General features: G+C 35.8%; 13 protein-coding genes and 1 pseudogene. 6 read left to right on the forward strand and 8 right to left on the reverse strand.

Annotation, left to right across the window (positions count from 1 at the left end; translation table 11 throughout):
* The 4 genes from CLV00_RS03595 (at position 1) to CLV00_RS03610 (ending at position 4,879) form a co-directional block, all read left to right on the forward strand.
* Positions 1 to 1,644, forward strand: coding sequence for a carboxylesterase/lipase family protein (locus CLV00_RS03595; RefSeq protein ID WP_099713849.1), 1,644 nt, complete (start codon positions 1 to 3; stop codon positions 1,642 to 1,644).
* A 185-nt stretch (positions 1,645 to 1,829) separates the two neighbouring features.
* Positions 1,830 to 2,234, forward strand: coding sequence for a hypothetical protein (locus tag CLV00_RS03600; protein WP_233206849.1), 405 nt, complete (start codon positions 1,830 to 1,832; stop codon positions 2,232 to 2,234).
* A 43-nt stretch (positions 2,235 to 2,277) separates the two neighbouring features.
* Entirely contained in the window at positions 2,278 to 2,712 is a 435-nt protein-coding gene (locus CLV00_RS03605) for a hypothetical protein (RefSeq protein ID WP_091172364.1), read from the forward strand.
* A 199-nt stretch (positions 2,713 to 2,911) separates the two neighbouring features.
* Positions 2,912 to 4,879: a transglycosylase domain-containing protein gene (locus CLV00_RS03610; protein ID WP_099713850.1), complete on the forward strand. Its 1,968-nt coding sequence runs from the start codon at positions 2,912 to 2,914 to the stop codon at positions 4,877 to 4,879.
* A 48-nt stretch (positions 4,880 to 4,927) separates the two neighbouring features.
* On the opposite strand, the gene CLV00_RS03615 is transcribed toward CLV00_RS03610, so the two are convergent.
* The 3 genes from CLV00_RS03615 to CLV00_RS03625 form a co-directional block, all read right to left on the reverse strand.
* Positions 4,928 to 5,965 carry an aldo/keto reductase gene (locus CLV00_RS03615; protein WP_099713851.1) on the reverse strand — a complete coding sequence of 346 codons (1,038 nt, stop codon included), beginning with the start codon at positions 5,963 to 5,965 and terminating at the stop codon, positions 4,928 to 4,930.
* A 365-nt stretch (positions 5,966 to 6,330) separates the two neighbouring features.
* Entirely contained in the window at positions 6,331 to 7,272 is a 942-nt protein-coding gene (locus tag CLV00_RS03620; protein ID WP_099713852.1) for an OmpA family protein, read from the reverse strand.
* Between the two features lie 203 nt (positions 7,273 to 7,475).
* Positions 7,476 to 8,237 (reverse strand): exodeoxyribonuclease III, encoded by a 762-nt coding sequence (locus CLV00_RS03625; protein ID WP_099713853.1) that lies wholly within the window; start codon positions 8,235 to 8,237, stop codon positions 7,476 to 7,478.
* 204 nt (positions 8,238 to 8,441) lie between these two features.
* On the opposite strand from CLV00_RS03625, the gene CLV00_RS03635 reads away from it, so the two are divergent.
* Positions 8,442 to 10,244, forward strand: coding sequence for a lysophospholipid acyltransferase family protein (locus CLV00_RS03635; protein ID WP_099713855.1), 1,803 nt, complete (start codon positions 8,442 to 8,444; stop codon positions 10,242 to 10,244).
* Between the two features lie 67 nt (positions 10,245 to 10,311).
* On the opposite strand, the gene CLV00_RS03640 is transcribed toward CLV00_RS03635, so the two are convergent.
* The 4 genes and pseudogenes from CLV00_RS03640 to CLV00_RS03650 form a co-directional block, all read right to left on the reverse strand.
* On the reverse strand, positions 10,312 to 10,776 hold the full coding sequence (locus CLV00_RS03640; protein WP_099713856.1) for a DUF2752 domain-containing protein: 465 nt from the start codon (positions 10,774 to 10,776) through the stop codon (positions 10,312 to 10,314).
* Positions 10,751 to 11,134, reverse strand: a complete 384-nt coding sequence (locus CLV00_RS03645; protein ID WP_099713857.1) for a DUF4234 domain-containing protein — start codon at positions 11,132 to 11,134, stop codon at positions 10,751 to 10,753. Before CLV00_RS03645 ends, CLV00_RS03640 begins: the two co-directional genes overlap by 26 nt.
* 51 nt (positions 11,135 to 11,185) lie before the next feature.
* Positions 11,186 to 11,623, reverse strand: coding sequence for a VOC family protein (locus CLV00_RS16655; protein ID WP_369800964.1), 438 nt, complete (start codon positions 11,621 to 11,623; stop codon positions 11,186 to 11,188).
* Positions 11,597 to 12,535, reverse strand: a pseudogene (locus CLV00_RS03650) (2-hydroxyacid dehydrogenase); the annotation flags it as partial. The gene CLV00_RS16655 and the pseudogene CLV00_RS03650, both read right to left, overlap by 27 nt.
* 144 nt (positions 12,536 to 12,679) lie before the next feature.
* On the opposite strand from CLV00_RS03650, the gene nhaA reads away from it, so the two are divergent.
* Positions 12,680 to 13,843 (forward strand): Na+/H+ antiporter NhaA, encoded by a 1,164-nt coding sequence (nhaA, locus tag CLV00_RS03655; RefSeq protein ID WP_099716221.1) that lies wholly within the window; start codon positions 12,680 to 12,682, stop codon positions 13,841 to 13,843.
* Between the two features lie 136 nt (positions 13,844 to 13,979).
* On the opposite strand, the gene CLV00_RS03660 is transcribed toward nhaA, so the two are convergent.
* On the reverse strand, positions 13,980 to 14,360 hold the full coding sequence (locus tag CLV00_RS03660) for a Dabb family protein (RefSeq protein ID WP_099713858.1): 381 nt from the start codon (positions 14,358 to 14,360) through the stop codon (positions 13,980 to 13,982).
* Between the last annotated feature and the right edge of the window lie 12 nt (positions 14,361 to 14,372).

Genomic DNA, 14,372 nt, shown 5'->3' on the forward strand with positions numbered 1-14,372 from the left:
ATGAATCTAAAAACAAACTGTATCGGAATACTGCTGTTGCTCATTCCTTTCTTTTCGGAAGCGCAACAAGCCGAAAATCAAAATGCTTTCCCCGTTCAACTCACTATTGCTAACGGAACTATTGAAGGAGAATTTGACATAAAGACAAACATTCAAAGTTTTAAAGGAATTCCGTTTGCACAACCACCAGTAGGTGATTTACGATGGAAAGCGCCTCAACCTTTAACCAATTGGACTGGAGTAAAACAAACCAAAAAATTTGGACCACGAGCCATTCAATCTAATGTTTTTGGCGATATGGGTTTTAGAAGTGATGGCATGAGCGAAGATTGTTTGTACCTGAACGTTTGGTCTCCTGCTAAATCTGCCAATGAAAAATTACCGGTTTTAGTGTATTTCTACGGTGGTGGTTTTGCTGCAGGCGATGGCTCAGAAAGTCGTTATGATGGTGAGAATATGGCAAAAAAAGGAATAGTAACCCTAACAGTAAATTATAGATTAGGGATTTGGGGATTTTTCTCCCATCCGGAATTAACCAAAGAATCACCGAATCGTGCATCTGGAAACTACGGATTATTAGATCAAAATGCCGCATTAAAATGGGTTCAAGCTAATATTTCAAAATTCGGAGGTGACCCAAAACGCGTAACTATTGCAGGAGAATCAGCGGGTTCTATTGCCGTAAGTGCACAAATGGCTTCTCCTTTATCAAAAGGACTTATTGCAGGAGCTATTGGCGAAAGCGGTGGTTCTATATTCCCAACATTAGCACCCGTTCCTTTGGCCGAAGCCGAAAAAACAGGCCTTGAATATGCCCAAAAAATCGGAGCAACTTCCTTAAAAAATCTTCGTGAAATGTCTACGTTAGAACTTTACCAAAAATCGTTAGGAAGCAGTTTAGGCGTTTTTAAAACTACCATTGACGGTTATTTTTCAACCAAAACACTACCTGAAACTTTTGAAGCCAAACAACAAGCTATGATTCCTTTATTATTAGGATGGAACTCCGAAGAAATGACTTACAGAGCATTGACAGCCGGAAAAGACATCAGTAATGAAACCTATATTCAAAAAGTAAAAGAATTGTATGGCAAAAAAGCCGATGAAGTATTGAAATTATATCCAACAGGAACTCTGGAAGTAACAGAGCAATCTGCCACCGATTTATCGGGTGACCGTTTTATCGCCTACAGCACCTGGAAATGGTTTGATTTGCATCGAAAAAACAGCACACAACCAGTATACCGCTATTATTACACACATCCCAGACCAGAAATGCGAGACAATAGTCTTGAAGCTGGCCTTGCTGGCGGTGTCATCAAAAAGAATTCAAACACTCCAAAAGCACCAATACCAAAAGGAGCAGTACACTCTGCCGAAATCGAATATGCAATGGGTAATTTAGCCGGAAATAAAGACTATGCCTGGACAGAATCTGATTATGCAGTTTCAGAAACGATGCTGAATTATTTTGCCAACTTTATTAAAACTGGAAATCCAAATGGTGATAAGCTTCCGGTTTGGCCAATGGCAAAAAATGAAGAAAAACCCGAAATCATGATTATCGATTTAGCCTCAAAATCAGTACGAGCAGAGAACGACGCCCGTTACTTATTTTTAGACAAAGAATATTCGAAAAAATAATTTTTCTACCGCTGCAAAAAAGAGGAAGTCACTAAAAAAGGCTTCCTCTTTTTTTGTTAAAAACTGGAAATCAAATAATTATATTTTTGTTTATTTCACGTTTATTTCAATTAAAAAGAAAAAGCAGCAAAGGAATTCATTATTTTTCGTAACTTTATGTTTAACAATACTTTACGAAAATAAAAATGAAACCTTCTCACCAAACTATGACTCATTTATATGAACACTTAGGCAAAGTGTTCTATTCTATTGCGGCCATAGACAAAACCATTCGTACAGAAGAAATCAACAAACTGAAACAAATAATAAAGACCGAATGGCTTCCGCTGGAAAACAGTTTTAATGAATTTGGCGACGATACCGCTTATGAAATTGAGATTGTTTTTGACTGGCTTGTCGCCAATGAATGGGAATTAGAACAAGTGTTTCCCGACTTTAAAATTTTCAGAGCAGAACACCCACACTTATTCACTCAGGAAATTAATGCCTTAATTCTAAAAACTGCCAACGCTATAGCTTCTTCATTTTCAGGAAAAAATAAATCAGAACACGTTCTAATAAGTCAACTAAGCGCGATTCTGTTGCAATAAAAACAGCAAAAAACAATCTATTTTAATTTAAAATATCAAAGACATGAAAAGACAAACTGGCATTTGGATAGACTCCTCAAAAGCAATAATTGTTGCTCTTGATGGTGATACAGAAAAAATTACCGAAATAGATTCTGAGGTTGAAAACAGCGTACATCATAATGACGAAGGTAATAAAGGAACTTTCTCAGGAGTTCATCATGGCAATAGCGACAAAAAATTTGACGACCGAAAAAAACAAGAGCTGGATTATTTTATAAAATCAGTGCTGTCTTATGTCAAAAAATCGGATGAACTTATTGTTTTTGGTCCGGCGCAAACCAAAACTAAACTGGAACAAAAATTAATGACGGATCATTTAATTGAACCCGGAAAACTAAAAGCCGTAGAAACAGCTGATAAAATGACCTTAAACCAGATTGTGGAAAAAGTAAGACGCTTTTACAACCCTTTTGAATATAAAGAACCAAAACCCTAAAGCAAATTTAGCTGCTACACAATAATTTAAAAACTACAACGCTTTATGGTTGTAGTTTTTTTATTTAAAAAATCATTTTCCCCAATCAATATTCTAAAGAAAACCATAAAAATCTTTCCCTTAGTATTATTTTCCTTTTCTTTATGGCCGAGATTCCAAACGCATTGTATTTTAGATTGTATTACTTATTAAACTGTTTATGAAAACCGGAAAACAAAAATTAATTCTAGCAGCAAAAATACTTTTTGTGTTATTTGTCACTTTAATTATTGCTTTTTATATCTTTCGAGATGCCGTTTTACAACAAACAATAGCAAAAGTTTCCAATGAAATGGAAGTGGATTACAACAGCTCTTTTACGGTAAAAAAAGCTTCCTTTGACGGATTATCTGGTTTGAATCTTACCGAAATAATACTGGTTCCAAAAAACAGAGACACGCTTTTTAAAATCCAAAAACTAAAAACCAGCGTCAATTTATGGCATCTCATAACGGGAGATGTTCAACTTGGAACTTTAGAAGTCCAGAACGGTTTTGTCCAGTTAGTAAAAAAAGGAAAATTGAGGAATTTTGATGCTTTTCTAAAAAAAGACAACCAAACGGAAATAAGCGACGAGAAAAGAGATTACGCACAGTTTGCCTACAGAATAATCTCAAAAGCACTGAATTTAGTCCCTACGGATATGATCTTGGACAATCTTTCTTTTCGACTCAATGATAACGGAAAAAAAGCAACCATTAATTTCCAAAAACTGCGATTGGTCAATAAACAACTCGAAACTTCAATAAAAGTTCAAACCAATACCATTTCACAACGATGGAGAATCAAAGGATTTGCCGATCCAAGAAATAAAAAAGCCGATATCCGTTTCGTCAATATTGATACTGGTGCCATCAAAATGCCCTATTTAGACGAACGTTTCAACCTGAAATCAAGCTTTGACTCTATTCGATTAAATATTCAAAACATAGATAGAGATGGCGACGAATTGCATATTGATGGCTTTATGGCTATTGCCAATTTAAAACTCAACCACCCGAAAATTGCCAGCAAAGATGTTATTCTTAAGAATGCCAAATTTGACTATCGATTCTTATTGGGTTCTGATTTTATTTCGATTGACAGCAGCTCAACAGTTCAGTTGAACAAGATAAAATTTAATCCTTACGTAGCTTACGAAACGGAGAAAGATACGATTTACAAACTCAAGGTAATCATTCCAAAAATGAAAGCGCAGGACTTTATCACCTCGCTACCTGACGGTTTATTCACCCACTTTCAAGGAATGGAAGCGAGCGGTACTTTTGATTACAAATTGGATTTTGCCTTCAACCAAAACAAACCGAATCAACTGGTTTTTGACAGTAAATTGAAGAAAGAAAATCTGAAAATCACAAAATACGGAGAAGCCAATCTCAACAAACTCAATGGAGAATTTGTGTATCGCGCACTTATAAAAAATGTGTTGCAACGTCCGATTTTGGTTGGTTCTGCCAATCCAAATTATACGCCATTAGATCAAATTTCACCGTATTTAAGAAAATCCGTTTTAACTACAGAAGATCCTTCTTTCTTTTCGCATCGTGGTTTTATCAGCGAAGCTTTCAAACAATCCATCGTCAAAAACATAAGAACCAAAAAATTCTCCCGTGGCGCCAGCACGATCAGCATGCAATTAGTAAAGAATGCTTTTCTGAGTCGAGAGAAAACCGTATCCCGCAAACTGGAGGAAATTTTATTGGTTTACATTCTGGAAAATAACCGAATTGTGAGCAAGGAACGCATGCTCGAAGTGTATTTTAATATTATCGAATGGGGTCCAAATGTATATGGAATTGGTGAAGCAAGTCAGTTTTATTTCCAAAAAATACCTTCGGAATTATCGCTTAACGAATGCTTATATCTCGCCCGAATTATTCCAAGTCCCAAGAAATTCATGTACCAGTTCAACGATCAAGGGATGTTGAAAGATTTTGCTGTAAAACAAGAATCTTTTCTAACAAATATTATGTTTCGAAGAGGACTTTTGACGCCAGAAGACACTATTTACAAATCCTTACCCATACTAATTTCAGGACCTGCACGATCTTTTATCAAATTCAAAGTACAAGATTCAACGCAAATAAAAGTGGATTCTTTATCCTTTGATGAGGAATTTGATCTTTAATTAAAAACAACCCTATCAGAGTTTTGAACTCTGATAGGGTTTATTACTTTACGGTGCCGGATCAGGAATCACGGCTTGCACTTCATCAATTGCTTTTAGAATTTCATCCGAAAGCGACACTTGAATCGTATCAATATTTTCTTTTAATTGTTCCAATGTTGTCGCACCAATAATCGTGCTGGTTACAAACGGCTGTTGTTCTATAAATGCCAAAGACAATTCCGTTAAAGTCAGTCCGTTTTTCTTGGCGATTTCCTGATACAATCTTGTAGCCTCAGTACATTGTGCGCTGTTGTATCTGGAATACTGCGGAAACAACTTAATTCTGGCATTTGGATGCGCTTCACCAGTAAGGAATTTACCGGACAAAACCCCAAAAGCCATCGGCGAATACGCCAATAAACCCACATTTTCTCTCAGGCAAACTTCGGCCGAACCGTTTTCAAAAAGTCTGTTCAATAACGAATATGGATTTTGAATCGTTTTTACTCTTGGCAGATTGTTGTATTTACTTTCCTCCAGAAAACGCATGATTCCCCAAGGATTTTCATTTGAAAGTCCGATGTGTTTAATTTTTCCTTCTTTGATAAAACCGTCCAATGTTTCCAATACATTGTGAATGTTATCTTCCCAAGCATCATCCTGCACTTTGAAACCGCGTTGTCCAAAACAATTGGTTTTGCGTTCCGGCCAATGCAATTGATATACATCTATATAATCCGTTTGCAAGCGTTTTAAACTATTATCCAATGCAAACTTGATACTGGCTGGTGAGAAATCTAATTTCTCTCTCATGTAGCCAAAATTAGGACTGGGTCCGGCAATTTTAGAAGCCAAAACTATTTCTTCTCTTTTTCCTGTTTTTTTAAACCAGGTTCCAAGGATTTTTTCTGTACTTCCATAAGTTTCCTGACGCGCTGGAACCGAATACATTTCGGCAGTGTCAAAGAAATTGACTCCGTTTTCTAAAACATAATCCATTTGGGCATGACCATCAGCTTCCGTATTTTGTTGCCCAAAAGTCATGGTTCCAAGGCAAATTTTGCTGACTTTTATATCAGTATTGGGTAAAGTAGTGTATTTCATTTTTAAGGAAATTGTATTTTATTTTTCGAAAACAAAGATAAAATTAGTTTGTGGTTTAAATTTACAGTTAACAGAAAATTGAGAAACGTTTATTTATAACTAAACGGGATATTTAAAAAAATATAACCGCTAATTCGCCAATCGAAACCTTCCATCGAAAGATGAAATTAGCAGATTTGCGAATAAGAAAGGTTCTTTTTTTAACCATTAAGAAATTAAGTTTCATTAAGGATCAAAACTTAATTTTCTTAATTTCTTAATGGTGAAACTTAAAAACACTAGACGCTTTACAATACGTCTCGTAGAAAACAAAAAAGGCTCAAAGTAAAAAACTCTGAACCTTTCTGTCTTTAACACTTTGAACCTTAATTTATCTCATTCAACATTTCTGCGATTTCGTCTAATCTTGGCGTTAAAATTATTTCGATTCTACGGTTTTTAGCTTTTCCGTCAACAGTTGAATTGCTTGCTAATGGGGAGAATTCTCCTCTTCCGGCAGCCGTCAGATTTTGTTTGTTGATTTTCTTGTTTTCGCTCAAAATAGCAACTATTGCTGTCGCTCTTTTGGTTGATAAATCCCAGTTATCCGCAATTGGTCCCGAAGCCGTAAAAGCATCATCATCCGTATGACCTTCGATGAGTACTGAGATATCTGGGTTGTCACCCAAAACTTTTCCAACTTCAATTACTGCTTTTTTCCCTTCGGAACCTACAGCCCAACTTCCCGAATTGAAAAGTAGTTTGTTCTCCATAGAAACGTACACTTTTCCGTTTTTTTGTTCCACTGTCAACCCTTTTCCTTCAAAACTGTTCAAGGCTTTAGACAAGGTTTCTTTTAGTTTTTTCATGCTGGCTTCTTTGGCAGCAATCAAATCTTCTAATTCTTGCAAACGTTGTGCGCTTTTGCTCAATCGCTCTTGTTCTAATGCCAATGCTTTTCCTTTCTCGTCTAATTGATCCAGTAAATCACGGTTTTTCTTCATGTTGCTTTGCAAAGCATCACCGCTATTTTTTTCTAAAGCGGCATAAGAATCCTGCAGGACTTTGAATTTATTTTGAGCCACCGCGTAATCTGCTTTCAATTTATCCAGTTCGGCTTTGGATTTACTCAAGTCAGTTTTTAAGCCGTCACGGTCTAATTCTAATTGATTTTTAGCTTTTAGCAAATCGGCATTTTCATCTGCTAAACTTCTATTTTCTTTTTTTAAATCGGTGAACTTACTTTCTAAGTCGTTGTATATTTTTTTAGATACACAAGAAGTTGAAAGCGCCAATACTAATAATCCGATGGAAACTCTTTTAATCATTTTGTTTGTATTTATGTTGTTTCTAATGTTGTTTTGAAAGCAAAAATTCAAATTGTATTCGAATGACCTAGCCTTGATTACTTCACTATACTTTTGCCTTCATAGGAGTTCAGTGAACTTCGTTTGAAACGAAAATCCTTTTCTCTCGTCTTTAAGACGAGACGGGAAATAGCTCCAGATTGCTTCATTCCTAGCAAAGACTTTTACTCAATCTCTACCAAAATTGGGCAATGATCCGAATGCACGGCATCTGATAAAATAACGGCTCTTTTTAATTTATGTTTTAAAGAATCGCTGACTAAATTGTAATCGATACGCCAACCTTTGTTGTTTCCTCTGGCTCCGGCGCGGTAACTCCACCACGAATATTGATGCGGTTCACTGTTGAAATGACGAAAACTATCCACAAATCCAGACTTCATAAATCCATCGAGCCAAGCTCTTTCTTGCGGTAAAAACCCGGAAACATTTTTGTTTCGGATTGGATCGTGAATGTCAATTGCCTCGTGGCAAATGTTGTAATCCCCGCAGATAATTAGGTTTGGCGTTTCTTTTTTAAGTTCGTTGATATAGGTTTGAAAATCATCCATGAACATGAATTTATGGTCCAATCGATCGATATTTGTCCCTGATGGCAAGTACAAACTCATCACTGAAAATCCATCAAAATCAGCGCGAAGGTTTCTTCCTTCGAAATCCATGTGGTGAATTCCGGTTCCGTGAACGACATTATTGGGTTTGATTTTCGATAGAATGGCTACACCACTATATCCTTTTTTGGTTGCCGAATAGTAATATTGGTACGGATAACCCGCTTTTGCAATATCTTCGACTGGGATTTGGTCTTCGGTTGCCTTAATTTCCTGAAGACAAATAATGTCCGGATTTGCGTGTTGCAACCAGTCGATAAATCCTTTTGAAATGGCGGCTCTGATTCCGTTTACGTTGTATGAAATAATTCTCATTAAAAAAAAATTTTGAATTTCTTCCGAAAAACTATTTTTTGCCTGCGGTTGTCAGGAACCCACTTTTTATTTTCTCGGAAAAAATTATATTGTTTAGATGTGGGTTTCAAATGTAACAAAAAACTAGAAGTTTGATTCAGAAAAATAGAGAAAATGGAGTTTTTTGCTATCTTTGTTTCTTGCTCTAAAAAAACAAAAAAATACATGGGTTTAGTAACCGCGAAAGAAGTTGCAAAAGCAATAAATGCAGACAAGTACGGAGTTCTGGGGACTTTTTCTGGCTGGATGCTAATGAAGGTGCTAAAAATCTCTACCTTAAACAAAGTATACGACAGAAATAAACATTTAAAAGACGTTGCGTTTTTAAATGGGGTATTAGATGATCTACAAATAAAATTCGAAATTCCGGAAGAGGATTTAAAACGTTTACCAAAAGACGGTGCTTATATCACCATTTCAAATCATCCTCTAGGAGGAATTGACGGTGTTTTATTATTGAAATTAATGCTTGAAAGAGAACCTAATTTCAAAATTATCGCCAATTTTCTTTTGCATCGCATTGCCCCTCTCAAAAAATACATCATGCCTGTGAATCCCTTTGAAAATCACAGGGATGCTAAGTCAAGCGTAGTGGGAATCAAAGAAACCTTGCGTCATTTAAGCGATGGAAAACCGTTAGGAATGTTTCCTGCGGGAGAAGTTTCTACGTATAAAGACGGAAAATTAATGGTGGATAAACCTTGGGAAGAAGGTGCTATTAAAGTAATTAGAAAAGCCCAAGTTCCTGTTGTTCCCATTTATTTTCATGCTAAAAACAGTCGATTATTTTATTTACTTTCTAAAATAAGCGGCACTTTTAGAACGGCAAAACTGCCTTCGGAAGTGTTCAGCCAAAAACATCGTGTGATAAAAGTACGTATTGGCAAACCTATTTCGGTAAGTGAACAAAACGAACACGCAACGATTGAGGAATATTCCGAGTTTTTGAGAAAGAAAACCTATATGCTCGCCAATCCTTTCGAGAAAGAAAGTAAATTGCTGACGCCTCCAAATTTGAAACTTCCTAAAAGTCCGAAGAAAATTGTTACTCCTGCCAATAGTGAGAAAATGATTGCCGAAGTAGATGCTTTAAGAAGCACGGATTGTCGTCTTTTACAAAGTAAAAACTACGAAGTTTTCTTTACTGAAGCTGCTAAAATTCCAAATATTCTGCACGAAATTGGCCGTCTTCGAGAAATCACTTTCCGCGAAGTTGGAGAAGGAACAAACGAATCCATTGATTTAGACAAGCACGATCAATATTACCATCATCTTTTTTTATGGGATAATGAAGCTCATAAAATTGCCGGCGCATATCGAATGGGTTTAGGTTCTGAAATTTATCCGAAATACGGAATAAATGGTTTCTACCTCAACGACTTATTCCGATTTGAACCGGAATTAAATGATATGATGCACAAGTCTATCGAAATGGGCAGAGCTTTCATCATCAAAGAATACCAACAAAAACCAATGCCTCTTTTCTTGCTTTGGAAAGGAATTATGCATACTACTTTGCGTTTTCCAGAACATAAATATTTGCTTGGTGGGGTGAGTATCAGCAATCAATTTTCTGATTTCTCAAAATCATTGATGATTGAATTCATGAAGTCCAATTATTACGATCCTTATATTGCACAATACGTTCACCCTAAGAAAGCTTACAAAGTAAAACTGAAAGATGCCGATAAGGATTTCATATTTGACGAAGCCGAATCTGATTTGAACAAGTTTGATAAAATTATAGATGAACTGGAGCCAGGAAGTTTGCGTTTGCCGGTTTTGATTAAAAAATACATCAAACAGAATGCAAAAGTTGTTGCTTTCAATGTGGACCCGCTGTTTAACAATGCTGTTGACGGATTAATGTACATCAGAATTGCAGATATTCCGGAAAGCACCATGAAGCCCGTAATGGAAGAGTTTCAGGCAGAATTGGAACGAAAATTAAATGACAAAGAAGATTAATATCAATTAGATATAAAAAAATCCCGTCTCGTTCTAAAAAGACAAGACGGGATTTTTTATTTCTAGTTTATCTCCAGATGGATTCTTTCAAAATAGAATCTAAAGAATTGTTTTTTATAAAGAAAATCAATCTTATGATATGATATCCAACAAGAAAAATACCCAAACTACAGGCTAGTCTTTTATTGTACATAACAGTATTAAAATACTCTTTTTTAGTAATTAATTCCATAGACAGTATAACAATGCTGACAATACTAAATGCAATCACAAAAGGACCTAATATATGATAGCTTATGCTCTTGTAAAAATCTCCCTGATAAAAATAAACCAATGATTTTGTAATTCCACAACCCGGGCATGGAAAGCCTGTAATCATTTTGAAAGGACACAAAGACTGATCGGTCTCAAGATGATTATCATCATTAAAAAACATTAAAAAAAACGGAACCATAAGTGTGAGAACAGCGCCTATAATTCCGTAAATTTTACGTTTATCTTTACTATTAATTGTATAATTTATTGATGTCATTTTGAACTATCATTGCGGCAATCATTGGAAAGAAAAGCCCTAAAATAAGCAGCAAAACCGTATCGTCTTTTTGAGCTGAACCAGATCTATGATATACATCAGGAAGTCCGTCTCTGCCAGCTAAATAAAAGAAATAAATATTTACAGGATAACAACAGCCCGCAAATATGGCAATGGGTTGTGAAATAACTTCTCTCTCAGAAACAGCATTAAAAACTTCTGCAACTTTAATATTCCAATAGATTAAATACAATCCACAGGTTAAAAACCCAAAAATTAATACTAATACTGGATCTACTTTAAATACTGGAATGGGTTTCCTTGGAGTGTTCCAAGTTTCTTGTGCGATTTCTTCCATTTTGGTTTGGTTTGGTTAAATTTAAGTTAGTAAATATTGAAATTAAAAATTTTATTGAAATGCTGTATCGATTGGTTCCCAAAGTTCTATCTTATTCCCTTCGACATCCAGAATCCATCCAAATTTTCCATACTCATAAGACTCCATATCACCTACAATTGTTACACCTTCTTCTGACAATTTTTGTAATAATTTTTCTAAATCATCCACTCTAAAGTTTTGCATGAACTGTTTCTCGCTTGGCGCAAAATAATTGGTATCATCTGCAAATGGCGACCATTGGGTAGAACAATCATTCCCATCTTTATCTTTCCACCAAAAAGTGGAACCATATTGATCCGTTTTTAAACCCAGGTGTTTTCCGTACCAAGCTACCAGTTCTTTAGGATTTTCTGATTTAAAAAAGAAACCTCCAATTCCCGTGACGCGTTTCTCCGGCTCCGCATCTTTGGCTTGACCAAAATACTTTGCTTTTATTTTATCAACTATGACTTGCGCCAATCGTTCATGGCTTTCGAATGTCCAACCGGCAATATGCGGACTCAAAATCACATTCTTGGCGTTCAACAAATACTGGAAAGCTTCGGGAGTATTTTTATCTTGAAACAGCGTTTCGAATGACAACTTCTCATATTCCAAAACATCCAAACCAGCTCCTAGAATTTTTCCGGATTGCATGGCCGCAACCAAATCGGCAGTGGCAATATTCTTGCCACGAGACGTATTTATAATCCAAAAAGGTTTGGCGAATCCATTAATAAAATCACTGTCAACCATTTTATCTGTTTCTGGAGTCCACGGAATATGCAAACTCACTACATCTACTTTTTGCTGGAATTCTTCCAATGAAACCTGCTTTGCATTTACATCGCCTACATTTTCTTGAATATCATAACACAACACTTCGACATCAAAACCACGGAGTTTCTTGGCGAATGATTTTCCCATGTTTCCGTAACCAATAATCCCCACTGTTTTTCCGTCAAGTTCATGGCCACGATTGCTTTCACGGTTCCAATGTCCGGATCGTATCTCTCTGTCCGCTTCATTTAGTTTATTAAAAAGCGACAATATCATCCCTAATGTATGTTCGGCAACAGCATTTCGATTTCCTTCGGGAGCAGCGATAAGCGTAATGTTTTTGGATGCTGCATAATCGCAATCGATGCTTTCTAGTCCGGCTCCAACGCGTGCAATGAATTGCAAATTAGTGGCTTTGTCCAAGAAAGTCTTGTCAATTTTGAATCTGCTTCGAATGACAATTCCCTGATATTCTTGAATTTTAGATTCAATTTCTTCTTTTGACGACGTAAAATCGCTGTGATTTATAAATCCGGACTGTTGCAATTGATCCCAAAGCAAAGAATTATTGCTATCGATATGAAGGACTTTGATATCCATAAAAGTAGTATTTTTTGATACTTCAAATTAACAAAAAATTTACGGTTTATTGTTTTATCGAAGGAAATTAGCTCATAAAATCGTAAATTAGCTTTCTAAATTTTTATTATAAATCTCATGCTTATAATAAATGAAAAAACAAAAATGAAATTAACGAAAACATTCAACGCTTTTTTTGAAAGCGAAAAAGCCGGTGGACTCTTATTACTTTTTGCAACAATACTCTCTCTTTTATTAGCCAATTCATCCATTCAAACTGAATATATAGCTTTATGGGAAACCAATATTGGAAGTCATTCCATAACACATTGGATTAATGACGGCTTAATGGCTATCTTTTTTCTTTTGATTGGTTTAGAATTAGAACGCGAAATGTACCAAGGAGAATTATCCAGTATTAAAAATGCCGCTTTACCTATTTTTGGCGCATTAGGCGGAATGGTTGTCCCGGCCGGAATCTTTTTACTGTTAAATTTTGGAACCATCACACAAAACGGAGCCGGAATTCCTATGGCGACTGATATTGCTTTTGCTATTGGAATCCTGTCACTTCTAGGAAATCGTGTTCCTACATCACTCAAAGTATTCTTGACTGCGCTTGCTGTAATTGATGATTTAGGTGCTATTATGGTAATTGCAATATTTTACACGGACACTATTGCTTTTATGAATTTGTTTATCGCTTTTGCCATTATGGGCGGTCTATTTATCCTTAACCGAAGAAAAGTTCACAGCCTCATTCCTTATTTGATTGGTGGTGCCGCCATGTGGTATTTTATGTTAAATTCTGGTGTACACGCAACGATAACCGGAGTATTATTGGCCTTTGTAATTCCGTTTGGTGATGGAGGCAAGAAAACTTCTTCGTATCGATTACAGCATTTTTTACACAAACCGGTGGCGTTTTTTATTCTTCCTTTGTTTGCCGTAGCCAACACTTGTATTGCCATAAATTCAGATTGGCATGAGGGATTGAATCATCCCAACACAATTGGAATTATACTTGGTCTTGTGGTAGGAAAACCATTGGGGATCTGGTTATTTTCATTCCTGGCTGTTAGTTTAGGAATTTGCAGTTTGCCTAAAGACCTAAAGTGGAGCAGTATTCTAGGTGCAGGAATGCTGGGCGGAATAGGTTTCACGATGTCTATTTTTATAACCTTACTTGCTTTCAAAAACGACGGAGAAGAAGTCATTACTTATTCAAAAATTGCGATTTTGATTGCTTCCTTTATTGCGGGAACCATTGGTTTTTTATGGTTGAAATTTAGTTTGAACCCTGCTAGAGCAAAAAAAATGAAGATTTAACCAATAGAATTAGTTAATGTCTCTAATAAAAAAAGTGGTGTTTAGTTTTAAAACTAAACACCACTTTTTATTGAAACTTATGATTATGATTAGGCTATTTATAAGCTAAGTCCGTTTTATTTATTATCCCTATCCTTTACTTATTAGTCCAATAATCAACTACGGTAACTTTCTCAGGAGCCGGACTCAAAACAGCTACAAAAGCTTTATGATCCGGATGAATCAAATACGCATCTCTATCGGCTTCACTGTTGAATGTTAAGGTAAAACAATGCGTCAAACCATTATTCAAGTTTTCAGGACTGTTATTGATTCCCCATTCATACGCTTTTATCAATTTGATTTTATGTTCCAAATTTCCAAAAGCAGTTACCACTTTGTCAATTGCTGCCGTATCGGTTCCGGGTTTCCAACCAAACATCACCACATGCCTAAGCACTTGCTTTTGTTTATTTTGTTGAGCATTTACAGTATAACTTGAAATTAAAATAAGAGTTAAAAGAAGTAGTTTTTTCATGGTAGTTTTTTT

This window comes from Flavobacterium sp. 11, from assembly GCF_002754315.1.
Taxonomy (GTDB): domain Bacteria; phylum Bacteroidota; class Bacteroidia; order Flavobacteriales; family Flavobacteriaceae; genus Flavobacterium; species Flavobacterium algoritolerans.